The 13,704-nt window shown below is 65.8% G+C and carries 18 protein-coding genes and 1 tRNA gene; 10 read left to right on the forward strand and 9 right to left on the reverse strand.

All coding sequences use genetic code 11. The features are described 5' to 3' along the window. Positions 1-42: 42 nt before the first annotated feature. Positions 43-1,299, reverse strand: a complete 1,257-nt coding sequence (locus CH302_RS20315) for a nicotinate phosphoribosyltransferase (protein ID WP_230596377.1) — start codon at positions 1,297-1,299, stop codon at positions 43-45. A gap of 150 nt (positions 1,300-1,449) precedes the next feature. Between CH302_RS20315 and clpS the strand changes: the two genes are divergently transcribed. The 8 genes from clpS to CH302_RS20355 all read left to right on the forward strand — a co-directional run bounded on the left by clpS (position 1,450) and on the right by CH302_RS20355 (position 7,299). After that, positions 1,450-1,809 (forward strand): ATP-dependent Clp protease adapter ClpS, encoded by a 360-nt coding sequence (gene clpS, locus CH302_RS20320; RefSeq protein WP_306437425.1) that lies wholly within the window; start codon positions 1,450-1,452, stop codon positions 1,807-1,809. Positions 1,810-1,847: 38 nt separating this feature from the next. Next, on the forward strand, positions 1,848-2,417 hold the full coding sequence (gene aosR, locus CH302_RS20325; protein ID WP_037193352.1) for an oxidative stress transcriptional regulator AosR: 570 nt from the start codon (positions 1,848-1,850) through the stop codon (positions 2,415-2,417). A 9-nt stretch (positions 2,418-2,426) separates the two neighbouring features. Further along, a complete protein-coding gene (locus CH302_RS20330; RefSeq protein ID WP_037193350.1) occupies positions 2,427-3,512 on the forward strand; it encodes a P1 family peptidase in 1,086 nt (361 codons plus the stop codon). Positions 3,513-3,571: 59 nt separating this feature from the next. Beyond that, a complete protein-coding gene (locus CH302_RS20335; RefSeq protein WP_037193347.1) occupies positions 3,572-4,201 on the forward strand; it encodes a rhomboid family intramembrane serine protease in 630 nt (209 codons plus the stop codon). 112 nt (positions 4,202-4,313) lie between these two features. Continuing rightward, positions 4,314-5,072: a cyclic nucleotide-degrading phosphodiesterase gene (locus CH302_RS20340; RefSeq protein WP_176460741.1), complete on the forward strand. Its 759-nt coding sequence runs from the start codon at positions 4,314-4,316 to the stop codon at positions 5,070-5,072. Between the two features lie 21 nt (positions 5,073-5,093). Continuing rightward, positions 5,094-5,879: a ribonuclease PH gene (gene rph / locus CH302_RS20345; RefSeq protein ID WP_037193345.1), complete on the forward strand. Its 786-nt coding sequence runs from the start codon at positions 5,094-5,096 to the stop codon at positions 5,877-5,879. Next, positions 5,872-6,486, forward strand: a complete 615-nt coding sequence (gene rdgB, locus CH302_RS20350; protein ID WP_037193342.1) for an RdgB/HAM1 family non-canonical purine NTP pyrophosphatase — start codon at positions 5,872-5,874, stop codon at positions 6,484-6,486. The genes rph and rdgB overlap by 8 nt, the downstream gene beginning before the upstream one ends. Positions 6,487-6,489: 3 nt before the next feature. Further along, positions 6,490-7,299: an esterase/lipase family protein gene (locus CH302_RS20355; RefSeq protein WP_037193341.1), complete on the forward strand. Its 810-nt coding sequence runs from the start codon at positions 6,490-6,492 to the stop codon at positions 7,297-7,299. 2 nt (positions 7,300-7,301) lie between these two features. On the opposite strand, the gene CH302_RS20360 is transcribed toward CH302_RS20355, so the two are convergent. The 7 genes from CH302_RS20360 to CH302_RS20390 form a co-directional block, all read right to left on the reverse strand. Then, on the reverse strand, positions 7,302-7,655 hold the full coding sequence (locus tag CH302_RS20360) for a DUF3817 domain-containing protein (protein ID WP_037193340.1): 354 nt from the start codon (positions 7,653-7,655) through the stop codon (positions 7,302-7,304). Further along, entirely contained in the window at positions 7,652-8,053 is a 402-nt protein-coding gene (locus CH302_RS20365; protein WP_037193339.1) for a glucitol operon activator, read from the reverse strand. The genes CH302_RS20360 and CH302_RS20365 overlap by 4 nt, the downstream gene beginning before the upstream one ends. An 89-nt stretch (positions 8,054-8,142) precedes the next feature. Next, complete coding sequence (locus CH302_RS20370; protein ID WP_037193684.1) at positions 8,143-8,799, reverse strand: maleylpyruvate isomerase family mycothiol-dependent enzyme; 657 nt, start codon at positions 8,797-8,799, stop codon at positions 8,143-8,145. An 85-nt stretch (positions 8,800-8,884) separates the two neighbouring features. After that, positions 8,885-8,966: transfer RNA gene (locus CH302_RS20375), tRNA-Leu, on the reverse strand. A gap of 13 nt (positions 8,967-8,979) precedes the next feature. Then, the gene (locus CH302_RS20380) at positions 8,980-9,444 is read right to left on the reverse strand and encodes a hypothetical protein (RefSeq protein ID WP_217903125.1); all 465 of its coding nucleotides are present in this window, start codon (positions 9,442-9,444) and stop codon (positions 8,980-8,982) included. Continuing rightward, positions 9,437-9,796 carry a hypothetical protein gene (locus CH302_RS20385; protein WP_037193337.1) on the reverse strand — a complete coding sequence of 120 codons (360 nt, stop codon included), beginning with the start codon at positions 9,794-9,796 and terminating at the stop codon, positions 9,437-9,439. Before CH302_RS20385 ends, CH302_RS20380 begins: the two co-directional genes overlap by 8 nt. Then, positions 9,793-11,100, reverse strand: a complete 1,308-nt coding sequence (locus tag CH302_RS20390) for a PepSY-associated TM helix domain-containing protein (RefSeq protein ID WP_052047883.1) — start codon at positions 11,098-11,100, stop codon at positions 9,793-9,795. The genes CH302_RS20385 and CH302_RS20390 overlap by 4 nt, the downstream gene beginning before the upstream one ends. Positions 11,101-11,355: 255 nt before the next feature. Between CH302_RS20390 and CH302_RS20395 the strand changes: the two genes are divergently transcribed. After that, the gene (locus CH302_RS20395; protein ID WP_037193335.1) at positions 11,356-12,147 is read left to right on the forward strand and encodes a TetR/AcrR family transcriptional regulator; all 792 of its coding nucleotides are present in this window, start codon (positions 11,356-11,358) and stop codon (positions 12,145-12,147) included. On the opposite strand, the gene CH302_RS20400 is transcribed toward CH302_RS20395, so the two are convergent. Beyond that, a complete protein-coding gene (locus tag CH302_RS20400) occupies positions 12,057-12,845 on the reverse strand; it encodes a hypothetical protein (protein WP_037193333.1) in 789 nt (262 codons plus the stop codon). The two genes, CH302_RS20395 and CH302_RS20400, sit on opposite strands and share 91 nt — an antisense overlap. Positions 12,846-13,280: 435 nt before the next feature. On the opposite strand from CH302_RS20400, the gene CH302_RS20405 reads away from it, so the two are divergent. Beyond that, a partial coding sequence (locus tag CH302_RS20405) for a hypothetical protein (protein WP_141216698.1) occupies positions 13,281-13,704 on the forward strand: 424 nt, incomplete at its 3' end.

Here is a 13,704-nt window from a genome sequence, read left to right on the forward strand (position 1 = left end):
ACTACTGCCGATCGCCCACCCGGTTCGGTACCGACACCGCTGTCACCCCTCGACGAAGCGAGTGGGTACGGCCGGTTCGCCCTGGGACAGCTTCAAGCCCTCCCACGGGAGGCTGACCAGGCGTCGGGCCAGCAGGTCACGGCCGTCGGCGAGTGTCGGTAGGTCGGCGACTCGTTCTCCGCCGCGGACCAACGGCGTGGTCAACGTCTCCACCGTCAGATCGCTCTCGACGGTCGGGGGAGCGTCGAACGGGTGCACGATCTCCTCGACTGCGGTGCCGGTGCGGCGCGCGGTACGCAGCGCCGCCTTGGTGCCACCGCGAGACTCCTTGTGGCTGCTGCGCTTGGCGACGGGAATGCCGTCGACGGTGACCAGCTTGTAGACCATGCCCGCCGTCGGTGCGCCGGAACCGGTGACGAGCGAGGTGCCGACGCCGTAGGAGTCGACCGGCTCGGCGCGCAATGCGGCGATGGCGTATTCGTCGAGGTCACCCGAGACGACGATTTTGGTCTTCGGCGCACCGAGGGCATCCAATTGGTCGCGTACCTGCCGCGCGAGTACACCGAGGTCGCCCGAGTCGATGCGCACACCGCCGAGTTCGGGGCCGGCCACCTCGATGGCGTTCGCGACGCCCTGGGTGATGTCGTAGGTGTCGACGAGCAGGGTGGTGCCCACACCGAGCGCGCGCACCTGAGCCGCGAATGCGGACCGTTCGTCCGGGCCGTCGGCGGTGGTGTGCAGCAGCGTGAAGGCGTGCGCCGACGTACCCGCGCCTGGGACGCCGTGGCGTCGGACGGCTTCGAGGTTGGATGTCGCGGTGAACCCGGCGAGGTATGCCGCGCGTGAGGCGGCGACAGCTGCTTCCTCGTGGGTGCGCCGCGATCCCATCTCGATGATCGGGCGAGATTTCGCGGAGGTGACCATCCGGGCTGCAGCGGACGCGATGGCGCTGTCGTGGTTGAGGATCGAGAGCACCACGGTCTCGAGAACGACGCACTCGGCGAACGTGCCGCGGACCGTCAGAACGGGGGAGCCGGGGAAGTACAGCTCGCCCTCGCGATAACCGTCGATGTCGCCGGTGAAGCGGTAGTTGCGCAGCCACTCGACGGTGTCTGCGTCGAGAAATTCGGCCACGATGCGTAGCTCGTCCGGGCCGAACCGAAAGCGCGCGATGGCGTCGAGTATCCGGCCGGTGCCCGCGAGAACCCCGTACCGGCGGCCTGCGGGCAACCTGCGCGCGAAGACCTCGAAGCTGCAGACACGATCTGCGTTGCCGCTGGCCAGAGCGGCCGACAGCATCGTGTACTCGTACTGATCGGTCAGCAGCGCGGTACTGACGTCGTCGGTGAAAATCGCGTGATCTGTGGTCGCGTCGTTGCTCACCTCGCCCACACTACGAGCGAAGGGGCGAGCGTGTGACGCTGGCCCGACACGCCGTACCCTGTGGACATGCCTTGGTTGACGGTGGATGGAACGCTTCTGCCCGTGGACGGCTTCTCGGCAGGTGGGGTCGTCGCCGCGTCACCGCAAGCGGTTCCGGCCCAGACCGAGGCCGTCGCTGCCGACGAATCCCACGACACCCCCTGGGTCACCATCGTGTGGGACGACCCGGTCAACCTGATGCATTACGTCACCTACGTCTTCCAGAAGCTCTTCGGTTACAGCAAGGCCAAGGCCACCGAGCTGATGATGCAGGTGCATTCCGAAGGCAAGGCCGTGGTGTCGAGCGGTGAGCGCGACGCGATGGAGAACGATGTTCGACGGCTGCACGCGGCGGGTCTGTGGGCCACCATGCAGCAGGACAAGTAGAAGCTCACCCCTCTTCGTCAGACAGGACATCAGCAACAGTGCGCACGTGGACGAGACGGAATTCGCTGTCCGGGGTCAAGATCAAGTCCGAGATCGATGCTCGTGAGGCCGCCGTACTCCGTTCGCTGGTCGGCTCGGTTCTCGGATTGCTGCGCGACCGTTCCGCCGCTGCGCCCACCGACGAACTCGCGGCGCTGACCGGTCTGCGTACCGGGCACAACAGCCCGCCCGAGGACGCCGCACTGGCTCGGCTGCTGCCGGACTTCCACCGCGCCGACCCCGGCCGCGACGAGGAGGACCCGGCAGACCTCAACGGTGCACTCCGCGGACTTCACGAGCCCGAGATCATCGACGAGAAGATGGCCGCAGGATCGACGATCCTGGCCACCCTTCCCGAGTCCGGTGGCAAGATCGTGCTCACCCAGGAGCAGGCGGATGCATGGTTGACTGGCCTCAACGACGTGAGGTTGGCGCTCGGCACGACGCTGGGGATCAGCGCGGATACACCCGATGTCCTCGACGAGGGCGATCCCCGCGCTCCACATCTCGACGTCTACCACTGGCTGACCTGGATGCAGGATTCACTCGTACAGGTCCTCATTCCCTAGGACGCGCGCGTGACCGCTGCTTTCCAGACTCCCGGACCGCGGGATTCCCTGACCGACGTGGCAGGTCTGCTGGTCGGTCATCATCACGAACGCGACGACGATGCCACCATGGGTTCCGGCTCGGCGACCGGCTGCACGGTGGTTCGTGCACTCGGAGGTGCGACGGCGGCCGTCGATGTTCGCGGCGGCGGGCCGGGGACTCGCGAGACCGATCTGCTCGATCCGAGCCATTCCGTCCAGCACGTCAACGCGATCCTGTTGACCGCGGGCAGTGCCTACGGACTCGCCGCGGCCGACGGCGTCATGCGGTGGCTCGAAGAGCACGGCCAGGGGATTCCGATGGGCAGTCCCGACCTCGTCGTACCGATCGTGCCGGCCGCGGTGATCTTCGATCTTCCGGTCGGTGAGTGGACTGCGCGGCCGACGGCGGAGTTCGGCTATCTCGCGGCGGCAGCAGCAGCGACCGACTTCGCGACGGGATCGGTCGGGGCAGGAGTCGGTGCCCGCGCCGGAGTGCTCAAGGGCGGTGTCGGTACAGCCAGCACGGTGATCGAGGGCGGGCCGGCCGACGGGGTCACGGTCGCGGCGCTGATGGTCGCCAATCCGGTGGGCGCAGTGTTCGATCCGCGTACCGGACTGCTGTGGGGTGTCGGCACGCTCGGGCCTGCGGCGTTCGGTATGCGCAAGCCCGACGTGAATCAGCTGTGGGCCGCGCTCGCCCTCGAACCCAAAGGCACGGCACTGAACACCACGATCGGGGTTGTCGCCACCGACGCTGCGTTGTCGTCTGCGTCGTGCAAGCGGATTGCCGTCGCCGGTCACGACGGCCTGGCGCGGGCCGTTCGACCGGCACACTCGCCGCTCGACGGCGACACGATCTTCGCCGTGTCCACCGGCACCAGACCCGTCACCGCAGAGTCCTCGGTTCCCGCCGCGTTCTCGACGGAGCTACCGGTACTGGCCGCGGTCACCGAGGCCGCAGCGATCGTCGTCGAGCGAGCCATCGTCCGGGCCCTGCTCGACGCCACCTCGGTGGCCGGGATCCCTACCTACCGCCAGATCTTCCCGTCGGCATTCGGTGGATCGGGAGCCTGAGCGCGGCTCACGCGATACCTCTGCCCGGTACCGTGGAGGGACCGAATCCGGAGGCGATCATGAGCGAGATCAGTAACCGTCCAGCCGAGCGTGAGCGGCCGGTCTGGATGCGGGCCGCCGTCCTGGTGGGAGCATTCACCGTGCTGCTGTGGGTCATCGAGTTCATCGATGTGGCCAGTGGGTCGAGGCTCGAACGTAACGGGATCCAGGCCCGCTCGGTCGAGGGGTTGTGGGGAATTCTGTTCGCGCCCGTGCTGCACGACGACTGGCAGCATCTGATCGCGAACACCGTGCCGATCGCCGTGCTCGGGTTTCTGGTGTTGCTCTCCGGACTGGCGCGTGGTCTGGCTGCCACCGGGATCATCTGGGTGGTCGGCGGGTTCGGTACCTGGCTCACCGCCGGTTCCTATACGAACACGATCGGTGCGTCGATTCTGATCTTCGGTTTCATCGCATACCTGTTGGTGCGCGGCTTCTTCACCCGCAAACTGGGGCAGATCGCGATCGGCGTCGTGGTGTTCCTGCTGTACGGCAGCGCCCTGTGGGGCGTGCTCCCGAGTGAGCCGAACGTGTCGTGGCAGGGGCATCTGTTCGGCGCGGTGGGCGGAGTGGTTGCCGCTCGGCTGTTGTCCGCCGACGCGCGAGCCGAGAGGGCGCGCGCGAAATCGCTCGATCGGCTCACTCCGTAGGCGCAAGGTAACTGCAGACACACCTGTGGTCGTCGGTGAATTTCGCCGACTCGCGCTGTGAATACTGCCCGAACGTTTCTGGTGATGCGCTCGGCGTGGCAGCATGGCTTTCATGCGAATTACCGTCCTGGGATGTTCGGGCAGTGTGTCCGGACCCGATTCACCCGCGTCGGGCTACTTGTTGGAAGAAGAGGAGACCGCGCCGGTCGTCCTCGACTTCGGTCCCGGCATCCTCGGGGCGTTGCAGCGCTACGCCGATCCGGGAGATGTGAGCGTTCTGCTCTCGCATCTGCACGCCGATCACTGCCTGGACGTTCCGGGTCTGCTGGTGTGGCGTCGCTACCACCCCACTCCGCCGGAGGGGCGAGCGATCGTCTACGGACCCAAGGACACGGCGTTCCGGCTCGGAGTCGCCTCGGCCGAGTGCGGTGGGCAGATCGACGACATGTCCGACACCATCGACCTGCGTCGCTGGGTGGACGGACGCACCGTGGAGTTCGGGAAGTTGTCGATTCTGGCTCGGCAGGTGTTCCATCCGCCGGAGTCGTACGGCATGCGGGTCACCACTGCGCAAGGCCGTACGTTCGCGTACAGCGGAGACACGGGAATGTGCCAGGCAGTCCAGGATCTGGCGCACGGGGCAGACATGTTCCTGTGCGAGGCGTCGTGGACCGACAGTCCGGAGCGGCCCGAGGGTGTGCACCTGTCCGGCACCGAGGCGGGCCGAATCGCGCGCGAGGCAGGGGTGGGGGAGCTGTTGCTCACCCATATTCCACCGTGGACCTCACGGGAGGACGTCATCGCCGAGGCGAAAGCAGAGTTCAGCGGACCGGTGCACGCGGTTCTGCCAGGGGACGTCTTCACCGTCTGACGACGCGCTAGGCTTCGAGTCGTGTCCAGACGAGAAGACGGCAGGGCGGACGACGAGCTCCGCAACATCAAGATCACCCGCGGATTCACCAGCCACCCGGCAGGGTCGGTGCTGGTCGAATTCGGCAACACCAGGGTGATGTGCACGGCCAGCGTCGAGGAGGGCGTCCCGCGCTGGCGGAAGGGATCCGGCCTCGGTTGGCTTACCGCCGAGTACGCGATGCTCCCCGCTGCCACCCACACCCGCAACGGCCGCGAGTCCGTCAAGGGCAAGGTCGGTGGGCGCACCCAGGAAATTTCTCGTTTGGTCGGACGCTCACTGCGAGCATGCATCGACCTCGCTGCGATCGGCGAGAACACCATTGCCCTCGACTGCGATGTACTCCAGGCCGACGGCGGTACCCGCACCGCGGCCGTGACCGGTGCGTTCGTCGCGCTCAACGACGCGGTCACGTACCTGCGAGCAGCGGGGCGACTGGCCGATCCGCAGCCCATCTCGTGCATGATCGCCGCAGTCAGTGTCGGCGTCGTCGACGGCCGAGTGCGCCTCGATCTGCCCTACGAAGAAGATTCGCGCGCCGAGGTCGACATGAACGTCGTCGCCACCGACACCGGCACGTTGGTGGAAATCCAGGGAACCGGAGAGGGCGCGACCTTCCCTCGAACCACACTCGACAAGTTGCTCGACTCCGCATTCGTCGGCATCGAGAAGTTGTTCGAGGTGCAGAAGGAAGCACTGGCTTTGCCGTACCCCGGCGAACTGCCCGAGCCTGCGGCCGCGGAACCGAAGAAGAAGTTCGGTGCCTGACTCGAAGCTTCTGGTCGCGAGCCGGAACGCGAAGAAGTTGCGCGAACTCCGGCGGGTGCTCGACGCCGCCGGAGTGGCCGGAATCGAACTGGTCGGCCTCGACGAGGTGCCGCCGTTTCCGGAGGCCCCCGAGACCGGAGCGACCTTCGAGGAGAATGCACTCGCCAAGGCGCGTGATGGCGCGGCGGCCACCGGATTGCCTTGTGTGGCAGACGATTCCGGAATCGAAATCGATGCCCTGAACGCGATGCCCGGAGTGCTCTCGGCTCGCTGGTCCGGTACGCACGGGCAGGACGAGGCCAATACCGCACTGGTTCTGGCGCAGTTGAGTGATACCCCTGACGAGCGTCGCGGAGCCGCATTCGTCTCGGCGTGTGCCCTGGTGATTCCCGGCGGTGCCGAGACGGTGGTCCGCGGCGAGTGGCGCGGTGTGGTGGGCCGAGAGCCGATGGGGGAGAACGGCTTCGGCTACGACCCCATCTTCGTTCCCGAGGGCGACGGCCGCAGCGCCGCGCAGCTCAGCCCCGAGGAGAAGGACGCCGCCTCGCATCGTGGCCGCGCGCTACGCACGCTCGTTCCCGCGCTCGAAGAACTGACGGGGCGGTAGCTCGTGCGGGCGCGTGCAGTGCTGGGGCGTACGTCGGTTGCACTCGCAGCCGGCGCGTTGTGCCTGACGGGTATCCCGGCCTCGGCCACACCCGCGGCAGGCTCGTTCGCCGAGGCCCTCGCCTACTCGATCGCGCACCCGGGAGTGACTCCTCCGGGCTCGAACGACTTCTCGTGTGTTCCGAGCGCGCAACATCCTCAGCCGGTGGTGCTGGTGCACGGATTCCTGGAGAACTCCTACGCCAACTGGGCGTCCCTGTCGCCGAAGCTGGCCGAGGCCGGATACTGCGTGTTCGCGATCGACTATGGCAATACCGGGCCGGTCCAGGCCCTCGGTGCGCTCGAACCCATCCCCGAGAGTGCTGCGGAACTGTCGACGTTCGTCGATTCCGTGCTCGCGGCGACGGGCGCGCAGAAGGTGTCGATCGTGGGCCACTCGAAGGGCGGCACGGTGCCGCGCTACTACGCCCGCTTCCTCGGTGGAGACCGCACGGTCGCGCGGATCGTGGCGTTGTCTCCGCCGAACTACCCGACGGCAGGCCCCCCGGTGCAGGACGACGTGCTCGAACGACTGAACGAGGGCAGCGATACCGTCTCGGGCATCGACTACACCACGATCGTCACCCGATACGACCAGGTCGTCGTTCCGTACACGGCCTCGTTGCTCAGCGGAGCGGGAAACACGAACGTGGTGTTGCAGGACGTGTGTCCGTCCAACGCCGTCGAGCACACGGGAATCTCGTACGATCCGCTGGCTCAGCGGCTGGTGCAGAACGCATTGGATCCGACGAACGCGCAGCCGATCGGCTGCTGACGTCAGACGCCGAAGTCGGCTTTGACCTGCTTGGTGCGCTTGTGCTCGACGTAGAAGGACAGGAACGGGATGGTTCCGGCGAGCAGTGTGCCGATCGTGCGGGCGGCAGGCCACCGCACCTTGATGGCGAGATCCACCGTGAGCACGAGGTACACGAGGTAGACCCAACCGTGCACGACGGCAATCCAATTGGGCACGTTTTCGACCTTGAAGATGTACTTCGCGACCATCTCGGTCACGAGAACGAGCAGCCAGATTCCCGTGGCGTAGGCCAGAACGCGATAGCGCAGCAACGCGGATGCGATCTTCTGGGTCTTGTTCGCAGACGCCTGCGCCTTCTCCGGTGCCGAACTCACGTGGTGCTCCTGTCGGTCCCGCGGGATTCGTTCAGCTCCGCGAGGTAGCTGTTGTATTCGAGTAGCTGCCTGGCTTCGGGATCGTCGAGGTCCCTTGCGTCTGCCGCCGGCGCGCTGCGCTGGGGGAGCAGGTCGAGGGGTACCTCGGTGGGTCCGTCGGGCCGAGCTGCAGCTGCTTCGTCGGAGTCCTCGTCCTCGAGTCGGACGAACTTGCGGTAGGCGTAGACCACGAACACTGCGAACAGGGGCCATTGGAACGCGTATCCGAGGTTCTGACCGTTACCGCCTACTGCCTCGAAGCGTTCCCACTGCCACCAGCCGAGGCCCAGGCACACCGCCGCGGACACGATGACCAGCGCGATCAGCGCTGGCCGACGGTTCGGGCGGGATGAAGTCACTCCTCGACGGTACCGGAGGTACTACTACTGGAGGTAGTCGCGTGCTGCGGCCCGGCGGTGATTCTCACCATGGACGGTTCGGGTGCGGCTCATGCCCGACGACGGTTGGCCCGTGCCTGGGCGAGTTGCTCGGCACCGGGCCCGGTCACGTCCGCCAGAGCGCTGCTGCGTCCGGTCAGAACCAGGGCCAGGGTGCCGGTCGATCCTTCGATGACCGGGCCCTCGCCGCGGCTCCAGTCGAGATCGGTCGCGCGCCACTGCAGTCGAAGTTCGGGGCCCTTGAACGGTGCGGCACCGCTCGCGGGCACCAGGAAGTCGAGCATCGTGATCATGCGGTGGTCGGGAACGTGGTGCTCGATTCCCAGCGGCCTGCACACGTCGAGTCCGTGCACGATGACGTCGGACAAGGGGGCCAGCGGACCGTGGCCGGGCGGGGTGAATTTCTTGTCGGCGTGAGCGGTGAGCAAGGCAGGCAATTCGTCTTCGTGCTCGCGACGAACGCGTGTGGTCATCAGTTGATTGGCTCGGTCGAAGTTGCCTCGGGTGCGCACCATGACGAGCCCGAACTGCCAGAGCGGGACGATCAGTGGCACCACCAGATGGGCGGCGACGTCGCGGACCGTCCAGGCCTCGCACAGCGATGGGGTGTCCCATTGTTCAGGGGTGAGAGACTCGAGAGTTCTTGCGAGAGAACGTCTCTCGTCTGTGATCTCGGCGAAGATCGCGTCGTTCGCTTCCTCGGGCATTCGAACCGCCTTCACGTGTCGGTGCTTGTCGACCCTGGACCTGACCGAGCCAGGAGCATGTGAAAACCGGCCCGAACGACCGTCGTGCGCGAGGGGGGACTTGAACCCCCACGTCCTGAGACACTGGAACCTAAATCCAGCGCGTCTGCCAATTCCGCCACTCGCGCGTGCCGGTGCAGTCTACAACCGATCGATCTGCACCGGCGACGCGGTTCGTCGGCGGATCGATCTCGCATCAGCGGTCGCCCGGGCGGGGACGGCGGTCCAGAGCAGCGCCAGGATCGGCAGTACCGCTGGAAGGTAGCCGTAGCCCGAACCGAAATGCGACCAGACGGTGGGCTCGGGAAACGCCGCAGGATCGAGGTACGTCCACGATCCGACGATGAGCACCCCGATCAGTTCGATTGCGAACACCCAGCGGCGCGATCTTCTGTGTCGAGGTGCGCCTGCCAACGACGCTGCTCCCAGGCAATAGGTGATCGCGGCGACAGCCGACAGTGAATAGGCAAGCGGCGCGCGTGATGCCTCGGTGGCCAATTGCACTGCACTGCGGCCTCCGGCCGCGAGTACGAACACTGCGTAGATCAGTATCAGGACTCGTTCCGGCCCAGCGTTTTTCGGGTCAGCGGTTTTCGGATCAGCCATGGGCCCATGTCGTCTGCATCCGCATGACCACAACCACGACCGCGACGAGTGCGACAGCCACCGCGGTCGACGCCCAGAACGAGGTGTCGCGACCGACCACACCGAAGGCGATGGGGATCAGCAACACCGACGACGCGGTGTAACCGAGGTGCACTGCGGGTTCGGTGGGTTCGACGCCGTCGAGCCGGGCGATCACCACGTGCAGGGCCTGCGCCAGAAGGCACAGTTCGAGCACGGCAACGGCGGTGGTTAGATGCCGGGACCGCGTTCGTGCGCGCGCGCCGTCCACCAGAACGACCACCGCCAGTGCGAGCGCGTACAGCGCGCATGCCGCAGCGAACGTCGCATTCATACGGCTGCCGCTCGTGCCGCCCTGGCTGCCTTCTTGTTCTTCGTCACTCCTCGTTTGTAGAACCACGTCGACAGGCCGGTGATCATCAGTACCAGTGGAGTCGATCCGAAGACGAACCAGATGATGCGCCACCAGCCGTTGACGCCGAATCCGTAGTGCCCGTAGGGCGTCGACCATTCGTCGAGAATGCGGTTGGACAGGGAGCTGCTGTCTCCGACCAGAAGGGCCGTGTGGGTGGCGTCGTAGCGGTCGACGGCCACATATCGGTCACCCGGATACGGTCCGTGCTCCCACGGGTCGTTGCCCTCTGCGATGTAGATGCCGAAGTATCCGGCCGGGTCGTCCGCCTCGGGTGGATACACGTTGGCGACCGGGCCGGACACAACGGATTCTGCTGCCGCGACAGCGTCGTCCACCGAGATATCGGATGCGGAGTCACTCTCGGGCACAACGGATTCGAACTCGTATCGGCTGTCGGGAACTGCTGTACCACCGGTCAGCGCGTACCAACCGTTCGCAAGCCCGGGAAACTCGAAGTTGGTTCCGGTCAATGCCCACATGAGCAGAAACGGGACGGCCACCATGCCGATCACCTGGTGCAGGTCGTAGTCGCGGGCGAACCGTCCCTTGGATGTGCGCACTCGAAACCCGTGGGTCCACCGTCGGATTCCCGGCCACCACAGCACGGCACCGGACACCGCCAGGAACAGCAACAGCAGACCACCGACGCCCAGCAGCAGCGAACTCCAGGTGATACCGATCAGGAACGACGTCCCGAGTGTGGGAACGTCGTCGAGCAGAAATGGAATGTGCCCGGGGTATTCCTCGCACGCGAAGAAGCACTCGTGAATCTGGTTCATCAAGCCCATGAATCCACGGTTTCGGTCGAACGACCCCGTGATTCGTCCGTCGGAGGGGTCGACGCCGAAGACAGTGGGTGAACCGGTGGTGGTGCCTACCTCGTACACGCCACCGAAGACGTTGATCGTGTCTGCGCCGAGTTCCGGGTGAGCCTGCCGAACGACGTCCAGTGCCTGTCCGGCCGTCACCGTAGCGGGTGCGGCACTCGCGGAGTAGACATCCGAGTGGGTCCACCGTTGCCATTCGGGGGTGTACAGGACGATTGCGCCTGTTGTCGTGATCACCACGAGCAGGAGGCCGAGTGTCAGCGACGCCCAGCGGTGCGTCACGATGATCGAGCGCTGGACTCGCTTGCGTGGCTTGGCTCTGGTGCGTGCCGGTCGGCGAGCTACCGGAGGGACGGTCCTGGATCGGGGCGCTTCGTCGGGGGTGATCACGGACATGATCGATCTCCTCTGTGTCGCCGAAGCGAGTCGTTGCCGCGCTATGTAGGGCAGCCTTAATTAGGCAAGGCTATTCATAGTGGGAGGCGTCTCGAAATGCAAGCGCGCGCAACGAATTTGAACAAGAGATTGCATATTCTTTAATCTCCTCGGGGGTGGCCGAGACTCGGCGCGTCGGGCATGCGCTCGTACGCCCGTCGATGGAACCGCCGAACCGGGGCACGGCGTGCGGTCGGGCACGTTTAGGCTCGCCGGGTGGCACCGAAGAAGGAGAACTCGTACGACCCAGCGCGCATTCTCGAGTTGCTCTGGCGAGTCGACGCCAAGCCGAGCCGTACCGGACTGAGCGTGGATGCGATCGTCGATGCCGCCATCGAGCTGGCCGACGCGAACGGTCTCGAGTCGGTGTCGATGCGGAACGTGGCCGAGCATCTCGGGGTCGGCGCGATGTCGCTCTACACGCATGTACCGGGCCGGGAGGAGCTGGCCGATCTGATGATCGATCGAGCGCGTGCAGACCTCTACTCGCACGTCGACGAGCCGTCCTCCGTGGTCGGCGGATGGCGTCCCGCGATGCGTTTCGTCGCCCAACGCAATTGGGCTCTGTACCAACGGCATTCGTGGCTTCTCGAAGCGGAGGGCGCACGGCCCGTGCTCGGTCCGCACACCAACGACAAGTACGAGGCCGAGGTGCGCCCCCTCGACGGCATCGGCCTGGGTGACGTCGAGATCGACTCCGTTCTCACGCTGGTTCTCACGCACGTCTCCGGTACCGCGCGAGCTCTCGCCGGCGTGACGCGTGTCAAGGAGCAGTCGGGCATGTCCGACGCCCAGTGGTGGGCGGCCACCGCACCGATCCTCGGACGGGTGATGGACCGCGAACGCTTTCCGGTGTCGTCCCGGGTCGGGACGGCCGCGGCGACGTCGTACGACGCCGCCAGCGACCCCGTGCACGCCTACCGGTTCGGGCTGGAGTGCATTCTCGACGGTGTGGAGGCTCTGATGTCTCGCGGTCGGCCTGCCGATCGCAGTTGCGCTTCGGAGTGACGCTGCTTCGCCCTGCGTGATGTGTGCTGGTATCGCCACACTGCGTGCTCGAGCGAGGCGAGGTCGGTGCCGAGTGCGTTCGCTGCGGCTCCGAGGATCACGGGGGAGCGGTCCTCGGCGACTCCTGCAGCGAGGTTGTGGTGCAGTGGTTCGAGCGCGTCGGCGACGAACGAGCGCAGGTGCTCGGCTGCTTTGTCGGTACGTACGCCGAGGTGCACGAGCATGCATTCCCAAGTGGTTTCGCCGAGACCGGGAATTGCGCAGAACGCGTCGAATTGCTCGTCGGTGTACTGCTCGAAGTCGGTCGAACGGGTCAGCCCCACCGATACCAACGTCTGTGCCGCCACGGCCGCGGCCGCACCCTTGGTTCGACTGTTCCCCGGAACCAGTTGACGGTTGGACAGAATCTCCACGAGTAGATCCGGTGTAGTGGCCAGTTCGGCGAGGGTTGTCAAATCGTCGAGTCGGTTGTCGCCGCGATGCGATCTCCATCGCTGGACCACCGCGCGGACCCCGCTGGTGGGGCCGCCGTAGGGAGCGCGCGCCGAGAAGATCGCATCCAGCAACGCCACCTCGCTCTCGCCGCGCCATCCCGGCGTCCAGTGTGGCGAACGAGATTGTGGCGCATGCGTTTCGATGTGTTCGAGCACCGCGTCGAGTTCTTCCACGGTGCAGATGTCCGTTACCGATGAATACATGAATTCCCCCCGGATTTCGTCGACCGCTCCCCTGATGTGCGGCTCGCTCGCACAAGGTAGGGGACCGCACCGACAAGGTCGCGTATCGCTTGTCTGTGCTCGAGATCACATCACGAAAAGATAACGAAAAATGCGAGGCTTTCCTCATGTTCTGGCGTCCCGGTCGATGCTCTCGCCAGCGTGGATGCGGGTTACCGGCGAGTTGGGTAAACAAAAAGTAAAGCCGCCTGGACCGACGTACTCGCTGGTAGCACTCGGACGTCCGAGCAAACCTGAGGATTTCCTCATGATTTTGTGTCAACCTTGAGCAGCGCGGAAGAGACCTGTCGACGAAGACCGGCTCACCGCTTCGACCCTGTAGCCCACGACGCACCAGGGCAGTCATCACAGCGAACGCCCCGACCCCCGAGGCGTCCACGAGAGGAATCTTCAGCCTTGACGATCAACGAGAGCACACCATCACACGGACGAGGCTCGCGAAGCTCCGGCAACGCAGACAAATCCCCTAGAAGCAATGGCGGCTCTCGGACTCTGGCAGATCGTTTCGCCGCGGGCGAGCCGTACGCACTGGCCTTCGGTGGCCAGGGTGCACCGTGGCTCAGCTCCCTCGAAGAACTGGCTCGCGACTCCGCGCTCGAACCCGAATTGACCGATCTCGTCAACGAGGCTGCAGTCACTCTCGCACCCGTTGCCGACGAGCTGCTGGTCGTCCGCTCCGTCGGCTTCGACCCGATCGGCTGGATGCTCGAACAGGACCTCGCCGACGACGACACCGCCGGCTCGTACGGACCGTCCGAGGCCGCGCTGACCTCCGCTGCCGTCTCGCTTCCCGGAGTGTTCCTCACTCAGGTCGCAAAAC

Origin of the sequence: Rhodococcus sp. 15-2388-1-1a (genome assembly GCF_002259145.1) — a bacterium.
In the GTDB taxonomy this organism is placed as follows: domain Bacteria; phylum Actinomycetota; class Actinomycetes; order Mycobacteriales; family Mycobacteriaceae; genus Rhodococcoides.